Below are 15,058 nucleotides of genomic sequence, written 5' to 3' on the forward strand. Positions count from 1 at the left end.
ATGCCCCCTAATGCCAAAGCCAAGGCGTGCCGCAAAGCCTCAATTGCGCCGCATCAATGCAGCGCGTCAAACCGGGCCTTGTCCTTGTCGTCCAGCCGCACATCGATGGTGATGCTGATGTCGTCACTCGCCTGCGCCAGCACCTCGCCATGGCTGTGCAGCCAGGCGATGCGCCGGCCGTCGCTCAATGGCAGGGTGATGCTGTGCACCCGCGCACCCGCCCGCAGCGCCGTGTCCATCGCTGCCTGCAGGCGCTCGATCCCTTCACCGGTCAAGGCCGAAACCGGGATGGCGTCATCGCCAGCCTGTGCCCGCACAAGTTCAACTTCTTCTGCAGAAAGCGCGTCAATCTTGTTGAAAACCGTGAGCATCGGTGTCTCGCGCTGGTCGGGCGCCAGGCCCAGATCGCTGAGCACGTCGATCACATCCTGCGCCTGCGCATCGCTGTCCGGGTGGCTGATGTCGCGCACATGCACGATCAGATCGGCCTCCAGCACCTCTTCCAGCGTGGCCCGGAACGCCGCCACCAGCTGGGTCGGCAGATCGGAGACAAACCCCACCGTGTCCGAAAGCACGACCTTGTCATGCCCCGGCAGCCGGATGGCACGCATGGTCGGATCAAGCGTAGCAAACAGCAGATCCTCGGCGCGCACCTCGGCGCCGGTCAGACGGTTGAACAGCGTGGATTTGCCGGCGTTGGTATAGCCGACCAGCGCCACCACCGGCCACGGCGCCTTCTGCCGGTTGCGCCGGTGCAGGCCGCGGGTGCGCCGCACTTCCTCCAGTTCCTTGCGCAACCGGGCGATGCGGTCACGGATAAGCCGGCGGTCGGTTTCGATCTGCGATTCGCCGGGGCCGCCCAGGAAGCCGAAGCCGCCGCGCTGCCGCTCCAGGTGGGTCCAACTGCGCACCAGCCGGCTGGCCTGGTATTGCAGATGCGCCAGTTCCACTTGCAACGTGCCTTCAGCCGTGCTGGCGCGCTCGCCAAAGATTTCGAGGATCAGACCGGTGCGGTCGATCACCTTGGCCTTCAACGCCTTTTCCAGGTTGCGCTGCTGCACCGGGCTCACCGGGCCGTCAATGATCACCACCTCGGCACACAAGGCGGCGACCAGCCCGGCCAGCCGATCGATCTGGCCGCTGCCCATCAGGTGCGACACCGATGCGCTGCGCAGCTTCACCACCTCGGCATGGACAACCTGCAGATTGATGGCGCGCGTGAGGCCAACCGCCTCGGCCAGCTTGGCATCGGGCGAGCGCAGACCATGAGCCCCGCCCAGTTGCGGCAGGATGACGATGGCAAGCGCGCCGGTGCGCAAACCCCGCGCTTCGTCAAAACCTGCAATGGTCAGTTGATTTGGGCCGGTCGGGGGGCCGGCTGGTTGATGACTCAAACCTGTCTCACTCTTCGGTTTCGGCCTCGAACAGTTGCAGCGGGGTCGCCGGCATCACCGTCGAGATGGCGTGCTTGTACACCAGCTGGCTGTGGCCGTCACGGCGCAACAACACCGAGAAATTGTCGAACCAGGTGATGACCCCCTGCAGCTTCACGCCGTTCACCAGGAACATCGTCACCGGGGTGCGCGTCTTGCGCACGGTGTTCAGGAACACATCCTGCAAACTGTTCGACTTGTCGGCCATCGGGTCATCCCTGTTCTTCTTGGGCGCTCATGGCGCCACCCCTCCGGCATAGGCACTGCCCTGCCGTATTTCAAATATCCCTTTCGTCACAGGAAGGTGAAGGTGGTCATTCGTCCACCTCGTCGCCCCCCTCCGGTTGCTCGTCGGCCAGGCCCAGCGCCTTCAGCTTGCGGTGCAAGGCGCTGCGTTCCATGCCGATGAAGGCGGCGGTGCGGCTGATGTTGCCGGAAAACCGCCTGATCTGGGCACGCAGATATTCGCGTTCGAACGCCTCGCGCGCCTCGCGCAGCGGGGTGCCCATGATCGATCGCGCAGCCTGGCCCGGCACCAGCCGCGATGGTTCGGCCGTCACCTCCTGCGGCAGCATGTCGATATCGATTTCGGCCACGCGCGTTGTCGGCGCCAGGATCAACGTGCGCTCGATCACGTTGCGCAGCTGGCGCACATTGCCGGGCCAGTCATAGGTCTGCAGCGCCGCCAGCGCGTCATCGGTCAGAACCGGGGTCGCGGTGCCGCGCTCGGCAGCATAGCGCGCCAGATAGTAACGCGCCAATTCCGCCACATCCTCCCGCCGTTCCGACAGCGGCGGCATGCGCACCGGCACAACATTCAGCCGGTAATAGAGATCCTCGCGGAAGCGCCCGGCGGCAATTTCGGCCGAAAGATCGCGGCTGGTGGCCGAAATCACCCGCACGTCCACCCGCACCCAGCGCGCACCGCCCACACGCTGGAACACCTGCTCGGTCAACACCCGCAAGATCTTGGCCTGGGTGGTGATCGGCATGTCGGCCACATCGTCCAGAAACAGCGTGCCGCCGTGCGCCTGCTCGAACAGGCCGGCGCGCACATTCTCGCCGCCCTCCTCCACGCCGAACAGCGCTTCTTCCACCCGTTCCGGCGTCATCCGCGCGGCCGACACGACCACGAAGGGCGCGGAATCGCGCGTGCTCCACTGGTGCAACAGCCGTGCCGCCACTTCCTTGCCGCTGCCCGCTGGCCCGGTGATCAGCACGCGGCTGCCGGTGGCCGCCACCCGCTTCAGCGTGGCGCGCACCTGGTTGATCTGCGGCGAGGTGCCTGTCAGCTCAATGTCATAGCCCACGCGTTCCTTCAGTGCCTGATATTCGCGGCGCAGCCGTTCGGTCTCGGTTGCCCGCCGCACCACCAGCAGCAGCTGCTCGGCCTGGAAGGGCTTTTCGATATAGTCATAGGCGCCGCGCTTGATGGCAGCGACCGCGGTGTCCAGTGTGCCGTGGCCGGAAATCATCACCACCGGCAAAGTGGGATCGCGCGCCTTCATCGCATCCAGCAGGTCGATCCCGTCCATCGCCGATCCTTGCAGCCAGATATCGAGGATCACCAGGCTCGGCCGTCGTTCGGCCAGCGCCGCCAGCGCCTGCTGGCTGTTGGCCGCCACGCGGGTTTCAAACCCCTCATCGCCCAGCACGCCGGCCACCAGCTCGCGGATATCGGCTTCATCATCAACGATCAGGATATCAAGCGCCATGATATGGGATGGTCCTCATCAAACGGGGGCGATCAGCGCGGCCATTGGCAGCGCCTGCTGGGGTTCCGGGGCAAGGGCGCGGGACAAGGTGGCGATTACCCGGGCACCCGGCCCATCGGGATTGTCGGCCAGTTCCAGGCTGCCGCCATGATCCTCGATGATCTTGGCGGTGATGGCGAGACCAAGGCCAGTGCCGCGCGCGCGCGTGGTGACATAGGGTTCCAGCAAGCGCTGCCGGTCTTCGTCGGGAAAGCCCAGGCCATTGTCGGTGATGCTGAGCAGCACCTTCTCGCCCGATTCCGCGATGTAGATGGCAATCTGGCCGGGCGTGCCGGTGCCGTCATCCGCGTCCAGCCGCGCCGTCACGCTTTCCGCGGCATTCTTGATCAGGTTGGTCACCGCCCGGCTCAACTGCTGACGGTCGCACACGATGGCGCTGGTGGTCTCCCCGCTCAGGCTGAACCGGATGGCCGGGAAGGCCACTTCCTGCAGTACCAGCGCCTGCCGCACCAGCCGGTCAAACTGGTCGGGCGCAAACACCGGCTTGGGCAGGCGGGCGAATTCGGAAAACTCATCCACCATGCGCCTGAGGTCGCCCACCTGGCGCACGATGGTGCCGGTCAGCGTGGTGAACGTGTCACCATCCTCGGCAATCTGGCGGCCGAATTTGCGTTGCAGCCGTTCGGCGGCCAGCTGGATCGGCGTGAGCGGGTTCTTGATCTCGTGCGCGATGCGGCGGGCAACATCGGCCCAGGCCGCACGCCGCTGATCGGCGAGCTGGGCCGAGATATCGTCAAAGGTCAGCACGAAACCGGCATCACCGCCCTCGCCCTCACCGGCCGCGCCAATGCGCACCGCCAGCGTCTGCGTCTCGCCATCACGCTGGATGCGCACCTGGCCAGCCGCGTCACCGGTCTGCCGCGCCTGATCCAGAAGATCGGCCAGTTCCGGTGCCACATCTTTCAGCTGTTGGCCGCGCAGCAGCCGCTGCGGCATGGCCAGCAGGGCGGCGGCCGAGGCATTGGCCACCCGCACCTCGCCATCCGGTGCGATGGACATCACACCGGCCGAAACGCCTGACAGCACCGCCTCGGTGAAGCGGCGCCGCGTGTCGAGCTCGCCATTGGCCGAAAGCAGGGCGGCCTGCTGGCTCTTCAACTGGCTGGTCATGCGGTTGAAGGCGCGTTCCAGCACGCCGATCTCGTCGGCATCGCCGCGCACCGGCACGCGCGCATCCAGATCACCGGCCCCCACCCGCTCGGCAGCAAAGGCCAGGCGCGCAATCGGTTCCACCAGCCGATTGGCCAGCCAAAGCGCAAACCAGATGGCGACAATCAGGGTGAGCAAGGACACCGCCATCAGCACCAGGTTGAAGCGCAACTGCATCACCCGGCTGCGTTCGATCAGGGATTTATACTCATCCAGCGCACCCGCCGCCTTGCTGGCGCGCGCCAGCACGGCCGGATCGACCCTGCGGCTCACATACAGGAAGGTGCCGGCCTGACCGGGCACGGCCACTGCCGCTTCCACTCGGTCCTCACCTGCACCGATAAGCGTGACCGGCGCAGCGGCGGCGCGATCGAGATCGATATCCGACAGATGGTTAGCCACATCGGCCGGGTTGACCTTGCTGACCGCAACCAATTGCAGCCCGTTGCCGGCCCGGCGGACCACGGCAGCTTCGGTGAGCGTGCGACCGGCGACCTGAAAATCCAGCCCGCGCCGATACAGCGCTGAACCCTCGCCAAAATCCCGGGCATAAGAGGCTACGTCGGCGGCCATCACCACGATGTCATCGGCGATGCGCTGGCGATTCTCCTCGACATAGGCCTGCGCCACCTGGTTGGAGCCATCGAGGATGGTGCGCACCCGGTCTGAAAACCAGAATTGCACACCAAACTGGAACAACAGCGAAGCGAAGACCACGACCAGCAGGGTCGGCACCGCGGCAATCGCTGCAAACAACGCCACCAGCCGCAGGTGGAGCCGGGCGCCTGCCAAGCCGCGGCGCCGGTTGGTGATCAGGATCGCGACGCGCCGCCCGATCAGCACGATCAGCAGCATTGCCGGCACCAGATTGGCCATCACCAGCAAGGCCACCTGCGGCTGAGACGCGCCGTTGGCCGGCACGCCACTGCCGGTGAGGTAGGCATAGCTCGACCAGCCGGCGATCAGGGTCAGCGCGGCAGCCAGCAGTTCCAGGCGTGGGTAGAAACCGGCGCTGCGGGTGGTGCGCATGGCGCGGCGCGACAGACGGCGCCAGCGCAGTGCCAACCAGGCCCGCGTGCCGCGTCGCCGGCGCGCAACCGGCATCAAGGAAGCTGATTCGGTCACCACAAGACCGGAACCATAACCGATTGCTGTTGCATCTGGAACACAGTGCAGCGCCGTAGCGTTGCAACAATGCGACAGGATGTCAGGCGGCGCGGTCGAGTGCGGGCGGTGGTGCTTGCAGTAGGGCTTCGTAGAAGCGGTCGATCATCGCCAGCACGGTGGCGCTGCTGGTCACCTGGTTCACCGCATTGCGGAACTGGGCACTGTCGTGCAGGCCCTTGGTATACCAGCCCAGATGCTTGCGGGCGAGGTTGACACCATTCAGCTCGCCATAAAGATCGAGCATCAGGGCATAATGTTCCTTCACCAGCGCATGTTGTTCCGCGAGGGTGGGATCGGCCGGCACGTCACGCCCGGTCAGAGCGGCCATCACCTGCGCCAGCAGCCACGGCTTGCCATAGGCACCGCGCCCGATCATCACGCCATCAGCGCCGCTCTGCGCCAGCGCCGCCCTGGCATCGTCGATGGAACAGATATCACCATTCACGATCACAGGCAGTTGCACGGCGTTCTTCACATTACGCACAAAGGCCCAATCGGCCGTGCCGCTGTAAAGCTGGCAGCGGGTGCGTCCGTGCACGGTGATCAGCTGGATGCCCTCACCCTCGGCAATGCGGGCAAGTTCCGGGGCATTGAGGCTGTTGTGATCCCAGCCCATGCGCATCTTCAGCGTCACCGGCAGCTTCACAGCCTTCACGGTGGCACGGATCAGCTGGGTGGCCAGCGGCAGGTCGCGCATCAGGCTGGATCCGGCATGGCCGTTCACCACCTTCTTCACCGGGCAGCCCATGTTGATGTCGATGATGGCGGCGCCCTTCTGCTCATTGAGCTTGGCGGCTTCGGCCATGCGCTGCGGCTCGCAACCGGCCAACTGCATGGAAACAGGCTCTTCCGATGGGTGCCAGGCCGCCTTCTGGATGCTCTGCCTTGTTTCGCGGATCATCGCTTCCGATGCGATCATCTCGGTCACGGTCAGCCCCGCACCGAAGCGGCGCACCAGCGTGCGGAACGGCATGTCGGTCACGCCGGTCATCGGTGCCAGGATCACCGGGATATCGATGCGGTTCGGGCCGATCTGGATGGGGGCAAGCAGGCTCATGGCGGTGGGGCCATAGCGCAGATTGGCCCTTTTCCACAAGGCGAAGGCCCGATATGTGCCCGCATCATGCGCATTGGTGCCCTTATCGTCGCGGCCGGTGCCGGCATCCGGGCCGGCGGTGGCGTGCCCAAGCAATATCGTGACGTGTCCGGGCACCCCCTGCTGCGCCACGCCGTGACCGGCCTGTTGAACCATCCCGGCATCACCAGCGTGACGGTGGTGATCAATCCCGAATGCCGCGCCTTGTATGAAACGTCCGTCGCTGGCCTCGCCCTGCCCCCTCCGGTTGCCGGCGGCGCCACACGGCAGGACAGTGTGCGCGCCGGGCTGGAGGCGCTGGCCGCCGATCCACCCGATATCGTGCTGGTGCATGATGCCGCCCGTGCCTTTGTGCCGGCCGCGGTGATCGATGCGCTGATCGCCGCCTTTGCCGATCCGGCGGTGGATGGTGCCTGCCCCGCCCTGCCCCAGGTCGACAGTCTGCGCCGCGGCGCCGACGGCCGCTTTTCCGGCAGTGTCGATCGCGACAACCTGTGGCGCGTGCAGACCCCACAGGCCTTCCGCTTCCCGGCCATCCTCGCCGCCCACCGCGCCGCCGCGCCGGGGCAGACGGACGAGGTTGCCATCGCGCTCGCCGCCGGCCTCGCGGTTGCCATCACGCCGGGCGACGAACGCGCTTTCAAGGTGACGGAGCCGCATGATTTTGCCAAAGCCGAGGCCATGACCGTCTATTCCTCCCGCGCCGCGTCCGGCTTTGATGTCCACCGTTTTGGCCCCGGCGATCATGTCTGGCTGTGCGGGGTGAAAATCCCGCATGATGCCGGGCTGATTGGCCACAGCGATGCCGATGCTGGCCTCCACGCCCTCACCGATGCCTTGTTGGGCACCATCGCCGCCGGTGACATTGGCGATCACTTCCCGCCCAGCGACGAACGCTGGCGCGGCGCCGCATCTGACCAATTCCTCGCCCACGCCGCCTATCTGGTGCGCGAGCGTGGCGGCATCATTGATCATGTCGATGTGACGCTGATCTGCGAACGGCCCAAGATCGGCCCGCACCGGGAGGCGATGCGCGCGCGCATGGCCGAAATCCTCGGGCTTGCCATCGACCGGGTCAGCGTGAAGGCCACCACCACCGAAAAACTCGGTTTCACCGGCCGGCAGGAGGGCATTGCCGCCCAGGCCATGGCCAGCGTGCGCCTGCCGGAATGAGCGGGATGGACGCCGAACTGGTCGCGCTGGCCGAACAGGTGCTGGCGGCAAACCGCGCCCTGGGCCGCCGCATCGCCGTAGCCGAAAGCTGCACCGGCGGGCTGGTCGCTGCCGCGCTCACCGAAATTCCCGGCTCGTCCGACGTGTTTGATCGCGGCTTCGTCACCTACAGCAACGAAGCCAAGATGGAATTGCTCGGCGTGTCGGAAGATGTGCTGGAAACCTTTGGCGCCGTGTCGCCGGCCACCGCCTGGGCGATGGCGCAGGGCGTGCTGGCCCACAGCCCGGCCGATATCGCCGTGTCGATCACCGGCATCGCCGGCCCCGGCGGCGCCACGCCGGGCAAGCCGGTGGGCATGGTGGTGTTCGCCCGGGCGCTGCGCGGGCAGGATCCGGAAAGCGTGGTGGCCGACACCCGCCAGTTCGGCGATCTCGGCCGAGCCGAAGTGCGGCGTCAGGCAGCACTCGTGGCGCTGAACCTGCTCAAGCCCTGACCTATTTCAACCCTTGGGCCCGTACAGCGCTTCCGCCCGCGCCACAAAGGCGGCCACCATCTTTTCGAAGGCCTCGGTGAAGAACATGCCCGCCAGCGCTTCGAAGGCGCGGTTGCGGAACTGGAAATCCACGGCAAAATCAATCTCGCAGCCGCCGCCCGGCCGGTCGCGGAAGGTCCAATCGTTGAACAGATATTTCATCGGCCCATCGAGATAGTCGACATGCACATGGGCCGGACGGTCCAAAGTCACCCGGCTGGTGAACTTCTCGCGGATCATGCGAAAACCCACCACCATGTCGGCCACCAGCATCGTCTTGCCATCGGGCAGTGCCTGTGGCGGGCCAACCCGCATGCCCTGCACCCAGGGCAGGAATTCGCCATAGCGGCGAACATCGGCCACCAGATCGAACATCTCGGTGGCCGACCAGGCCAGGGTTCTGACTTCGCGGTGCTTGGGCATCAGCCCCGCTTAGCGGCGCTGCCCGCCCCTGCCGCCTGCGCCTTTCGCCGCGCCTGCATTTCGGCAAAATCCCGGCCCGCGTGATAGGAGGAGCGGGTGAGCGGCGAGGCGGCAACCAGCAGGAAGCCCTTGGACCGCGCCACGCCGGCATAGGTGTTGAACGTCGCTGGCGTCACGAACTCCATCACCTTGGCGTGGCGCGGCGTCGGCTGCAGATATTGGCCAACGGTGAGGAAATCGACCCCGGCCGAGCGCATGTCGTCAAACACCTGGTGCAGTTCCAGCGGCGTTTCGCCCAGCCCCACCATCAGGCCGGATTTGGTGAAGATGGTCGGGCTCAGCTGCTTCACCTTGTCCAGCAAGCGCAGCGAATGATAATAGCGCGCGCCCGGCCGGATTGTCGGATAGAGGCGCGGCACGGTTTCCAGATTGTGGTTGTACACATCCGGCCCGGCCTCGACGATCATCTCCACTGCCCGGTCCATCTTGTTGCGGAAATCGGGGGTCAGGATCTCGATCGTGGTGTTCGGCGTCTGCCGGCGCAATTCGCTGATCACCTTCACGAACTGGCTGGCGCCGCCATCGGGCAGATCATCCCGGTCAACCGAGGTGATGACGATATGCTGCAGCCCCATGCGCGACGCGGCTTCGGCCACATGGCCGGGTTCGGCCGCGTCCACCTTGCCCGGCATGCCGGTCTTGACGTTGCAGAAGGCGCAGGCCCGGGTGCAGGTGTCGCCCAGGATCATCACGGTCGCGTGCTTCTGGCTCCAGCACTCCCCGATATTGGGGCAGGCCGCCTCCTCGCACACGGTGTTGAGCTTGAGACTGCGCATGAGCGCGCGCGTCTCGTTATAGGCCTTGCTGGTCGGCGCCTTCACGCGAATCCAGTCCGGCTTGCGCGGCAGGCCGGACGGAGTGGTGGGCAGATCAAGGACTGGCTCGCTCATGCGGCAGGATTAGCGGCTGTTGCGACCAATGCCAACCATGGCGGATGACGGTGCAGCCATAACGGTTTAGCATGGCGCGCAATCAGTGCAGAAACAGGGGAAAACCATGCCTGAATTCAAAGCCCTTCTGGAAGGCTATCGCCGGTTCCGCACCGGCGCCTATCAGGAACAGCGCCGCCGTTATGACGCGCTGGCCGACAAGGGCCAGGCCCCCGGCGTTCTGGTGATCAGCTGTTCCGACAGCCGGGTGGACCCGACGCGGATTTTCGACACCGAGCCCGGCCAGATGTTCGTGGTGCGCAATGTCGCCAATCTGGTGCCGCACTTCGATCCCGATCCCACCCATGGCCAGCACAGCACGTCGGCCGCGATCGAATATGCCGTCACCCAGTTGAAGGTGCATCATATCCTGGTGCTGGGCCACGCCCGCTGCGGCGGCATCAAGGCCAGCCTGGAAGGCACGTTCGACAATGCCCAGCCCGGCGAGGGCGGCTTCATCAACCGCTGGATGAGCCAGATTGCCCCGGCCCGCGACACGATCCGGGCGGCTGCCCAGCTGTCGCCCGATATTGATGCCTGCAGCGCGCTGGAATTGGCCTCGATCCGCCTGTCGATCGACAATCTGCGCAGCTTCCCGTTCATCGCCGCCGCCGAAGCCAGGGGCGAACTCCACCTGCAAGGTGCGCTGTTCGATATCGCCGAAGGCGTGTTGCGCGTGCTGAACCACGACACGGGCAAGTTCGAAGCACTGTCGGTGGACTGGGAGTCGGAGCCGGTGGCGGTGCCGGGCCAGTTGAAGGCCGTCTGAACACGGAAACGGGCACAGCCATCACAAACAGGGGGGAGTGATGGCTGCGCCCGTGCCGGAAAGGCCTGCGGTAAGGGCAGTTACCGCGGTGGCCAACCGATGCACGTGATATAGGACAAAACTGGTCCAGTTTTCAAGCCAGAAACATTGCGTTTCTGTCATGTCGGCCTGCGGCAGGCTGCCGCAGCTTGCCAGCACATGGGCGGCGCATGGGCGGCATATGAACAAGGCTTCACGCGCGGGACAGGTGGCTGCAAGCCGTGCGGCGCGATGATCCTCCCTGTCGCCACCCCCATCGGCGACAGCAGCCCCGCCCCGGGGCCAAGCCAAGGAGACCAGCCATGAACAAGATCGTGATGATTGCCGCCGTGCTGAGCGTTGCCGGATCGAGCGCCGCCTTCGCCGCCAACCACCGTGCCGGCCATGTGCACCACAAACCGGCCGCCAAGGAAACCCCGGCCAAACCAGCGAAGTGAGAGCACGGGCCCCGGCCAGCCAGTCCTCCGCCCCCCTGCGGCTGGCCGGGGCCCGTGCCTCCGTTGCTATTTCGGTGCCTGTTCATACACCCGGCCGCGCGGATCCCGGCTGCCGGCTGCCTGGTTCACATTGTCCTTGAAGCGCTGGAAATTGCAGCCGAATATCCCGCCGGCACCCCAGGTGGAACAAGTGCCGATGGTGCCGACATCCGGGCCCAGCAGCCGGTTGCGCTCGGCTGAAACGCTGGCGGTGCCGCGTTCGCCAAAGGGCTGCGGCAAGCGCAGCGGCGCGCGATAGGGCGATGGTGGCGGATCGCGATTCGCGCAGACCACGATTTCATCGGGCCGGGTTTTGGGTGGGCAGGTCACGCTCCACCCCGGCGGCATCAGCGCTGCCATGCCGCTGGCCGCCATGATCAGGGCGGCCAGCACAGCCATCAGAAATGCAGTGCCCGGCCATAGGCGTCGAGCACGCTTTCGTGCATCATTTCCGACAGCGTCGGATGCGGGAAAATGGTGTGCATCAGCTCCACCTCCGTCGTTTCCAGCCCCATGGCGATGGCATAGCCCTGGATCAGTTCGGTCACCTCCGCGCCGACCATGTGGGCGCCCAGCAACTGGCCGGTGGTGGCATCAAACACCGTCTTGATGAAGCCTTCCGCCTCCCCCAGCGCGATGGCCTTGCCATTGCCGATGAAGGGGAATTTGCCCACCCGCACCTCGTGCCCGGCGGCCTTGGCCTTGGCTTCGGTCAGGCCGATGCTGGCCACCTGCGGCCGGGCATAGGTGCAGCCCGGAATCCGGCTCACGTCCATGGCGTGCGGGTGGCCGCCGGCGATATGCTCCACCGCGATGATGCCTTCGTGGCTGGCCTTGTGCGCGAGCCAGGGCGGGCCGGTGACATCGCCGATGGCATAAAGGCCTGGCACGTTGGTCCGGCACATGGGATCGGTCACGATATGGCCGCGGTTGGTGGCAACGCTTAAGCCTTCCAGCCCGATATTCTCGGTATTGGGCACGATGCCGATGGCGACAATCACATGGCTGTATTGATCGGTCGTCGCCTTGCCATCGGCGGTGGTGATGGTGGCGGTCACGCCATCGGGGCCCGGCGTCACGTCGCTCACCTTGGCAGCGGTGACGATGGTCAGGCCCTGTTTGGTCAGCGCCTTCTGGGCGAAGGCTGAAACCTCCTCATCCTCCACCGGCAGGATGCGGTCGAGCATTTCGACCACGGTCACCTTTGCCCCCATGTCGCTGTAGAAGCTGGCGAATTCGATGCCGATGGCGCCGGATCCGATCACCAGCAGCTTCGTCGGCATCGCCGGCGGCACCATGGCGTGGCGATAGGTCCAGACGCGGTTGCCGTCGGCCGCCACGCCCGGCAGATCGCGGGCGCGGGCGCCGGTGGCCACAATCACGTTCTTGCCCGCCAGCACCCGCTCACCATTCGCCGTGGTGACAGAAACGCTTGTCGGCCCGGTCAGACGCCCCTGCCCTTCCACCACCTCGATCTTGTTCTTCTTCATCAGCGATTTCACACCGCTGTTGAGCTGCGCCGCCACCTTGCGGCTGCGGTCAGTCACCTTCTTGAGGTCAAACGAGGGCTTCTCGACGCTCAGCCCATAGGCATCGGCGTGGGTGATATAATGATAAATCTCGCTGGTGCGCAGCAGCGCCTTGGTCGGGATGCAGCCCCAGTTGAGGCAGATGCCGCCCAGCCGTTCGCGCTCGACAATGGCGACCTTCAGGCCCAACTGGCTGGCGCGGATGGCCGCGACATAGCCGCCAGGGCCGGAGCCGAGGATGACGAGATCAAAAGCATCGGACATGGTGATCACCCAGTTGGCATGACGAGCGTGGCGGAGCCCGCTGCAGGCGGACTGTCCAGCCAGTTCAGGATGTTGGCGCCCTTGGTGGCAACCAGCAGCGCGACCAGCGCAAAAAGGCCGAGGCCGGACCAGCCCAGCACCGGGCGCTGCCAGCCGAGCACGGCGGCGACCAGCATGGCCACGCCCGCAGCGGTCTGCAGCATTTCAGTGGCATCGAACGGGCGGTGGCCCCAGGTGGTATCGAGCCTGACCAGAAACAGCAGGCCGACACCCAGCAGCGCCAGCAGCACCGCTCCGATGCGGTGCAGGATCACGCTACCAGGCCCAGCGGGTTTTCGATCAGCGATTTGACCGCACCCATCAGTTCGGCGCCGTCCGCCCCATCGATGGCGCGGTGGTCAAAGCTGCCGGTGATGGTCATCACGGTGGCGATGGCCAGCGCGTCGCCCTTCACGACTGCCCGCTTTTCACCGGTGCCGACGGCCAGGATCATCGCCTGCGGCGGGTTGATCACCGCTTCGAACTGCTTGATGCCAAACATGCCGAGGTTGGACAGGCTGGCGGTGCCGCCCTGATATTCGTGCGGCTGCAGCTTGCCGGCGCGGGCCTTTTCGGCGAGCGCCTTCATTTCGCTGGCGATCTGGCTAACTGCCTTGGAATCGGCACCGGTGATGATCGGCGTGATCAGGCCCGAGGGGGCTGCGACGGCGACCGAGATGTCGGCGCGGTCATAGACCAGCAGATTGTCACCGGCGAATGAGACATTGCACTTCGGCACCTGCCTGAGGCCCAGCGCCAGTGCCTTGATGACGAGATCGTTGACGCTGACCTTGATGCCACGCGGTTCCAGCGCCCTGTTGAGCTCGCCGCGCAGCTTCAGCAGCGCGTCCAGTTCGACGTCGAGGGTGAGATAAATGTGCGGGATCGACTGCTTGGCCTCGGTGAGGCGGCGGGCGATGACCTTGCGCACATTGCCCAGCTTTTCCACGCTGTGCGGGATATCGCTGGTGACCGGGGCTGCTGGCGCAGGCGCGCGGGGGGCAACGGGTTCGGCCTGAACGGGGCTGGGCGCTGGCGCAACGGGCGCCGCCACAGCGGGCTTGCCGGCCGCGGCTTCCACATCGGCGCGCACGATCCGCCCGCGCGGGCCACTGCCGACGACCGTGGCCAGATCAACGCCCTGCAGTTCGGCAATGCGGCGGGCGAGCGGGCTGGCGATGATACGATCGCCCGATGGCGCGGAAGCCGGAGCCTGGGCGACCGGGGCCGCAGGCGCAACCGCCGCTGCTGCAGGGGCAGGCGCGGCCACGGGCACTGGCTTCGGCGGCGGCGCGCTGCTCTCACCCTCGCCAGCCAGCCGCAGGATCACCGTGCCCACCGGCACATTCTCCAGGCCTTCCGGCACGGCAATCTCGATCACCGTACCCTCGTCCACGGCCTCCACCTCCATGGTGGCCTTGTCGGTCTCGATCTCGGCGATGATGTCGCCGGATTTCACCACATCGCCGGGCTTCACATGCCATTTGGCCAGAGTCCCCACCTCCATGGTGGGCGACAGGGCGGGCATTGTCACATCGATTGCCATATCAATTGTCCACAAAAAGCTGATCAACCAGGGCGCGCTGTTCGTCGTCGTCCGGGTTGTCGATCAGGTCGGCCATGTCGAGGAAATAGGCGGCGGCACCGGCCAGCGCGCCGGAATAGCGCACTTCGGCGCCCTGTTCGGATTTCATGCCCCAGGCGACGACCAGGGCCCGCTTGCCGATGGCGTTGATCTTCTTCACCAGCGGCACGAAATCGCCATCGCCGGCCACCAGCGCCACCACGTCGCAGCGGTCAGACACGGCCAGATCGAACGCCTCCAGCGCCAGCCAGACATCGATGCCCTGTTCCTTGGGCGGCTCGCTGTTGGTGTCGATGCGGGTGAAGTGCGGCGTGATGTTGCTGGCAGCGAGGATCTGATCAAACACGCGGTCGTTGCGCAGCGATTCCTCGACGAAATTGGCGCTGCGGGCCCGGTCTTCCAGATCGCGCACGGTGTAACGGCCGCGGAAATAATGCGCCTCCACCACGCGCGCCCGGCTGCGCGACACATCCTCCATGTCGGCGGTGGCGACGCGGATGAAGTCCATCAGGCCCGACAGCGATAGCCGCCGCGCGGCGTTATGTTCAAACTTGTAGAAGTTCGACACGCGGTTGAAATAGCTGCCGTCGATCATCACGGCGATGCGGGTTTGCATATG

Annotated in this window: 15 protein-coding genes and 1 pseudogene; 4 read left to right on the top strand and 12 right to left on the bottom strand. The window is 65.8% G+C overall.

Annotated elements, in window-relative coordinates:
- Positions 1-53: 53 nt before the first annotated feature.
- The 5 genes and pseudogenes from hflX to dusB all read right to left on the bottom strand — a co-directional run bounded on the left by hflX (position 54) and on the right by dusB (position 6,581).
- Positions 54-1,352, bottom strand: a complete 1,299-nt coding sequence (gene hflX, locus AC6BOR_RS00680; RefSeq protein ID WP_498060680.1) for a GTPase HflX — start codon at positions 1,350-1,352, stop codon at positions 54-56.
- A gap of 61 nt (positions 1,353-1,413) precedes the next feature.
- Positions 1,414-1,641, bottom strand: a pseudogene (gene hfq / locus AC6BOR_RS00685) (RNA chaperone Hfq); the annotation flags it as partial.
- A gap of 106 nt (positions 1,642-1,747) precedes the next feature.
- Complete coding sequence (gene ntrX, locus AC6BOR_RS00690) at positions 1,748-3,148, bottom strand: nitrogen assimilation response regulator NtrX (RefSeq protein WP_498059328.1); 1,401 nt, start codon at positions 3,146-3,148, stop codon at positions 1,748-1,750.
- Positions 3,149-3,166: 18 nt separating this feature from the next.
- Positions 3,167-5,386: a sensor histidine kinase NtrY-like gene (locus tag AC6BOR_RS00695; RefSeq protein WP_498059329.1), complete on the bottom strand. Its 2,220-nt coding sequence runs from the start codon at positions 5,384-5,386 to the stop codon at positions 3,167-3,169.
- Between the two features lie 178 nt (positions 5,387-5,564).
- On the bottom strand, positions 5,565-6,581 hold the full coding sequence (gene dusB, locus AC6BOR_RS00700; RefSeq protein WP_498059330.1) for a tRNA dihydrouridine synthase DusB: 1,017 nt from the start codon (positions 6,579-6,581) through the stop codon (positions 5,565-5,567).
- Positions 6,582-6,647: 66 nt separating this feature from the next.
- On the opposite strand from dusB, the gene AC6BOR_RS00705 reads away from it, so the two are divergent.
- The gene (locus tag AC6BOR_RS00705) at positions 6,648-7,793 is read left to right on the top strand and encodes a bifunctional 2-C-methyl-D-erythritol 4-phosphate cytidylyltransferase/2-C-methyl-D-erythritol 2,4-cyclodiphosphate synthase (protein ID WP_498059331.1); all 1,146 of its coding nucleotides are present in this window, start codon (positions 6,648-6,650) and stop codon (positions 7,791-7,793) included.
- Between the two features lie 5 nt (positions 7,794-7,798).
- Entirely contained in the window at positions 7,799-8,287 is a 489-nt protein-coding gene (locus AC6BOR_RS00710; protein ID WP_498060681.1) for a CinA family protein, read from the top strand.
- Positions 8,288-8,293: 6 nt separating this feature from the next.
- Here AC6BOR_RS00710 and AC6BOR_RS00715 read toward each other — a convergent pair whose 3' ends face one another.
- Together AC6BOR_RS00715 and lipA are read right to left on the bottom strand one after the other, a co-directional pair.
- The gene (locus tag AC6BOR_RS00715) at positions 8,294-8,749 is read right to left on the bottom strand and encodes a type II toxin-antitoxin system RatA family toxin (protein ID WP_498059332.1); all 456 of its coding nucleotides are present in this window, start codon (positions 8,747-8,749) and stop codon (positions 8,294-8,296) included.
- Entirely contained in the window at positions 8,749-9,699 is a 951-nt protein-coding gene (lipA, locus tag AC6BOR_RS00720) for a lipoyl synthase (RefSeq protein WP_498059333.1), read from the bottom strand. Before lipA ends, AC6BOR_RS00715 begins: the two co-directional genes overlap by 1 nt.
- A gap of 106 nt (positions 9,700-9,805) precedes the next feature.
- Here lipA and AC6BOR_RS00725 point away from each other — a divergent pair, with 106 nt between their 5' ends.
- Both AC6BOR_RS00725 and AC6BOR_RS00730 read left to right on the top strand, forming a co-directional pair.
- Entirely contained in the window at positions 9,806-10,507 is a 702-nt protein-coding gene (locus AC6BOR_RS00725) for a carbonic anhydrase (protein ID WP_498059334.1), read from the top strand.
- A gap of 341 nt (positions 10,508-10,848) precedes the next feature.
- Positions 10,849-10,983: a hypothetical protein gene (locus tag AC6BOR_RS00730; RefSeq protein WP_498059335.1), complete on the top strand. Its 135-nt coding sequence runs from the start codon at positions 10,849-10,851 to the stop codon at positions 10,981-10,983.
- Positions 10,984-11,049: 66 nt separating this feature from the next.
- On the opposite strand, the gene AC6BOR_RS00735 is transcribed toward AC6BOR_RS00730, so the two are convergent.
- From AC6BOR_RS00735 to AC6BOR_RS00755, 5 genes are read right to left on the bottom strand one after another with little or no spacing between them, the layout of a single operon-like run.
- A complete protein-coding gene (locus tag AC6BOR_RS00735) occupies positions 11,050-11,421 on the bottom strand; it encodes a hypothetical protein (protein ID WP_498059336.1) in 372 nt (123 codons plus the stop codon).
- Positions 11,421-12,815 (bottom strand): dihydrolipoyl dehydrogenase, encoded by a 1,395-nt coding sequence (gene lpdA / locus AC6BOR_RS00740; protein ID WP_498059337.1) that lies wholly within the window; start codon positions 12,813-12,815, stop codon positions 11,421-11,423. The genes AC6BOR_RS00735 and lpdA overlap by 1 nt, the downstream gene beginning before the upstream one ends.
- A gap of 5 nt (positions 12,816-12,820) precedes the next feature.
- Positions 12,821-13,129, bottom strand: coding sequence for a hypothetical protein (locus AC6BOR_RS00745; RefSeq protein WP_498059338.1), 309 nt, complete (start codon positions 13,127-13,129; stop codon positions 12,821-12,823).
- Complete coding sequence (locus AC6BOR_RS00750) at positions 13,126-14,400, bottom strand: pyruvate dehydrogenase complex dihydrolipoamide acetyltransferase (RefSeq protein WP_498059339.1); 1,275 nt, start codon at positions 14,398-14,400, stop codon at positions 13,126-13,128. Before AC6BOR_RS00750 ends, AC6BOR_RS00745 begins: the two co-directional genes overlap by 4 nt.
- A 1-nt stretch (position 14,401) precedes the next feature.
- The gene (locus AC6BOR_RS00755; RefSeq protein WP_086116243.1) at positions 14,402-15,055 is read right to left on the bottom strand and encodes an NYN domain-containing protein; all 654 of its coding nucleotides are present in this window, start codon (positions 15,053-15,055) and stop codon (positions 14,402-14,404) included.
- Between the last annotated feature and the right edge of the window lie 3 nt (positions 15,056-15,058).

It is taken from the genome of Sandarakinorhabdus sp. FBCC-B8862, assembly GCF_059745315.1.

Excerpts from the sequence above, each read along its gene's own strand:
- ntrX (WP_498059328.1), bottom strand. The coding sequence starts at position 3,148 with ATGGCGCTTGATATCCTGATCGTTGATGATGAAGCCGATATCCGCGAG.
- AC6BOR_RS00695 (WP_498059329.1), bottom strand. The coding sequence starts at position 5,386 with ATGCGCACCACCCGCAGCGCCGGTTTCTACCCACGCCTGGAACTGCTG.
- dusB (WP_498059330.1), bottom strand. The coding sequence starts at position 6,581 with ATGAGCCTGCTTGCCCCCATCCAGATCGGCCCGAACCGCATCGATATC.
- AC6BOR_RS00705 (WP_498059331.1), top strand. The coding sequence starts at position 6,648 with ATGCGCATTGGTGCCCTTATCGTCGCGGCCGGTGCCGGCATCCGGGCC.
- AC6BOR_RS00710 (WP_498060681.1), top strand. The coding sequence starts at position 7,799 with ATGGACGCCGAACTGGTCGCGCTGGCCGAACAGGTGCTGGCGGCAAAC.
- AC6BOR_RS00715 (WP_498059332.1), bottom strand. The coding sequence starts at position 8,749 with ATGCCCAAGCACCGCGAAGTCAGAACCCTGGCCTGGTCGGCCACCGAG.
- lipA (WP_498059333.1), bottom strand. The coding sequence starts at position 9,699 with ATGAGCGAGCCAGTCCTTGATCTGCCCACCACTCCGTCCGGCCTGCCG.
- AC6BOR_RS00725 (WP_498059334.1), top strand. The coding sequence starts at position 9,806 with ATGCCTGAATTCAAAGCCCTTCTGGAAGGCTATCGCCGGTTCCGCACC.
- AC6BOR_RS00730 (WP_498059335.1), top strand. The coding sequence starts at position 10,849 with ATGAACAAGATCGTGATGATTGCCGCCGTGCTGAGCGTTGCCGGATCG.
- AC6BOR_RS00735 (WP_498059336.1), bottom strand. The coding sequence starts at position 11,421 with ATGGCTGTGCTGGCCGCCCTGATCATGGCGGCCAGCGGCATGGCAGCG.
- lpdA (WP_498059337.1), bottom strand. The coding sequence starts at position 12,815 with ATGTCCGATGCTTTTGATCTCGTCATCCTCGGCTCCGGCCCTGGCGGC.
- AC6BOR_RS00750 (WP_498059339.1), bottom strand. The coding sequence starts at position 14,400 with ATGGCAATCGATGTGACAATGCCCGCCCTGTCGCCCACCATGGAGGTG.
- AC6BOR_RS00755 (WP_086116243.1), bottom strand. The coding sequence starts at position 15,055 with ATGCAAACCCGCATCGCCGTGATGATCGACGGCAGCTATTTCAACCGC.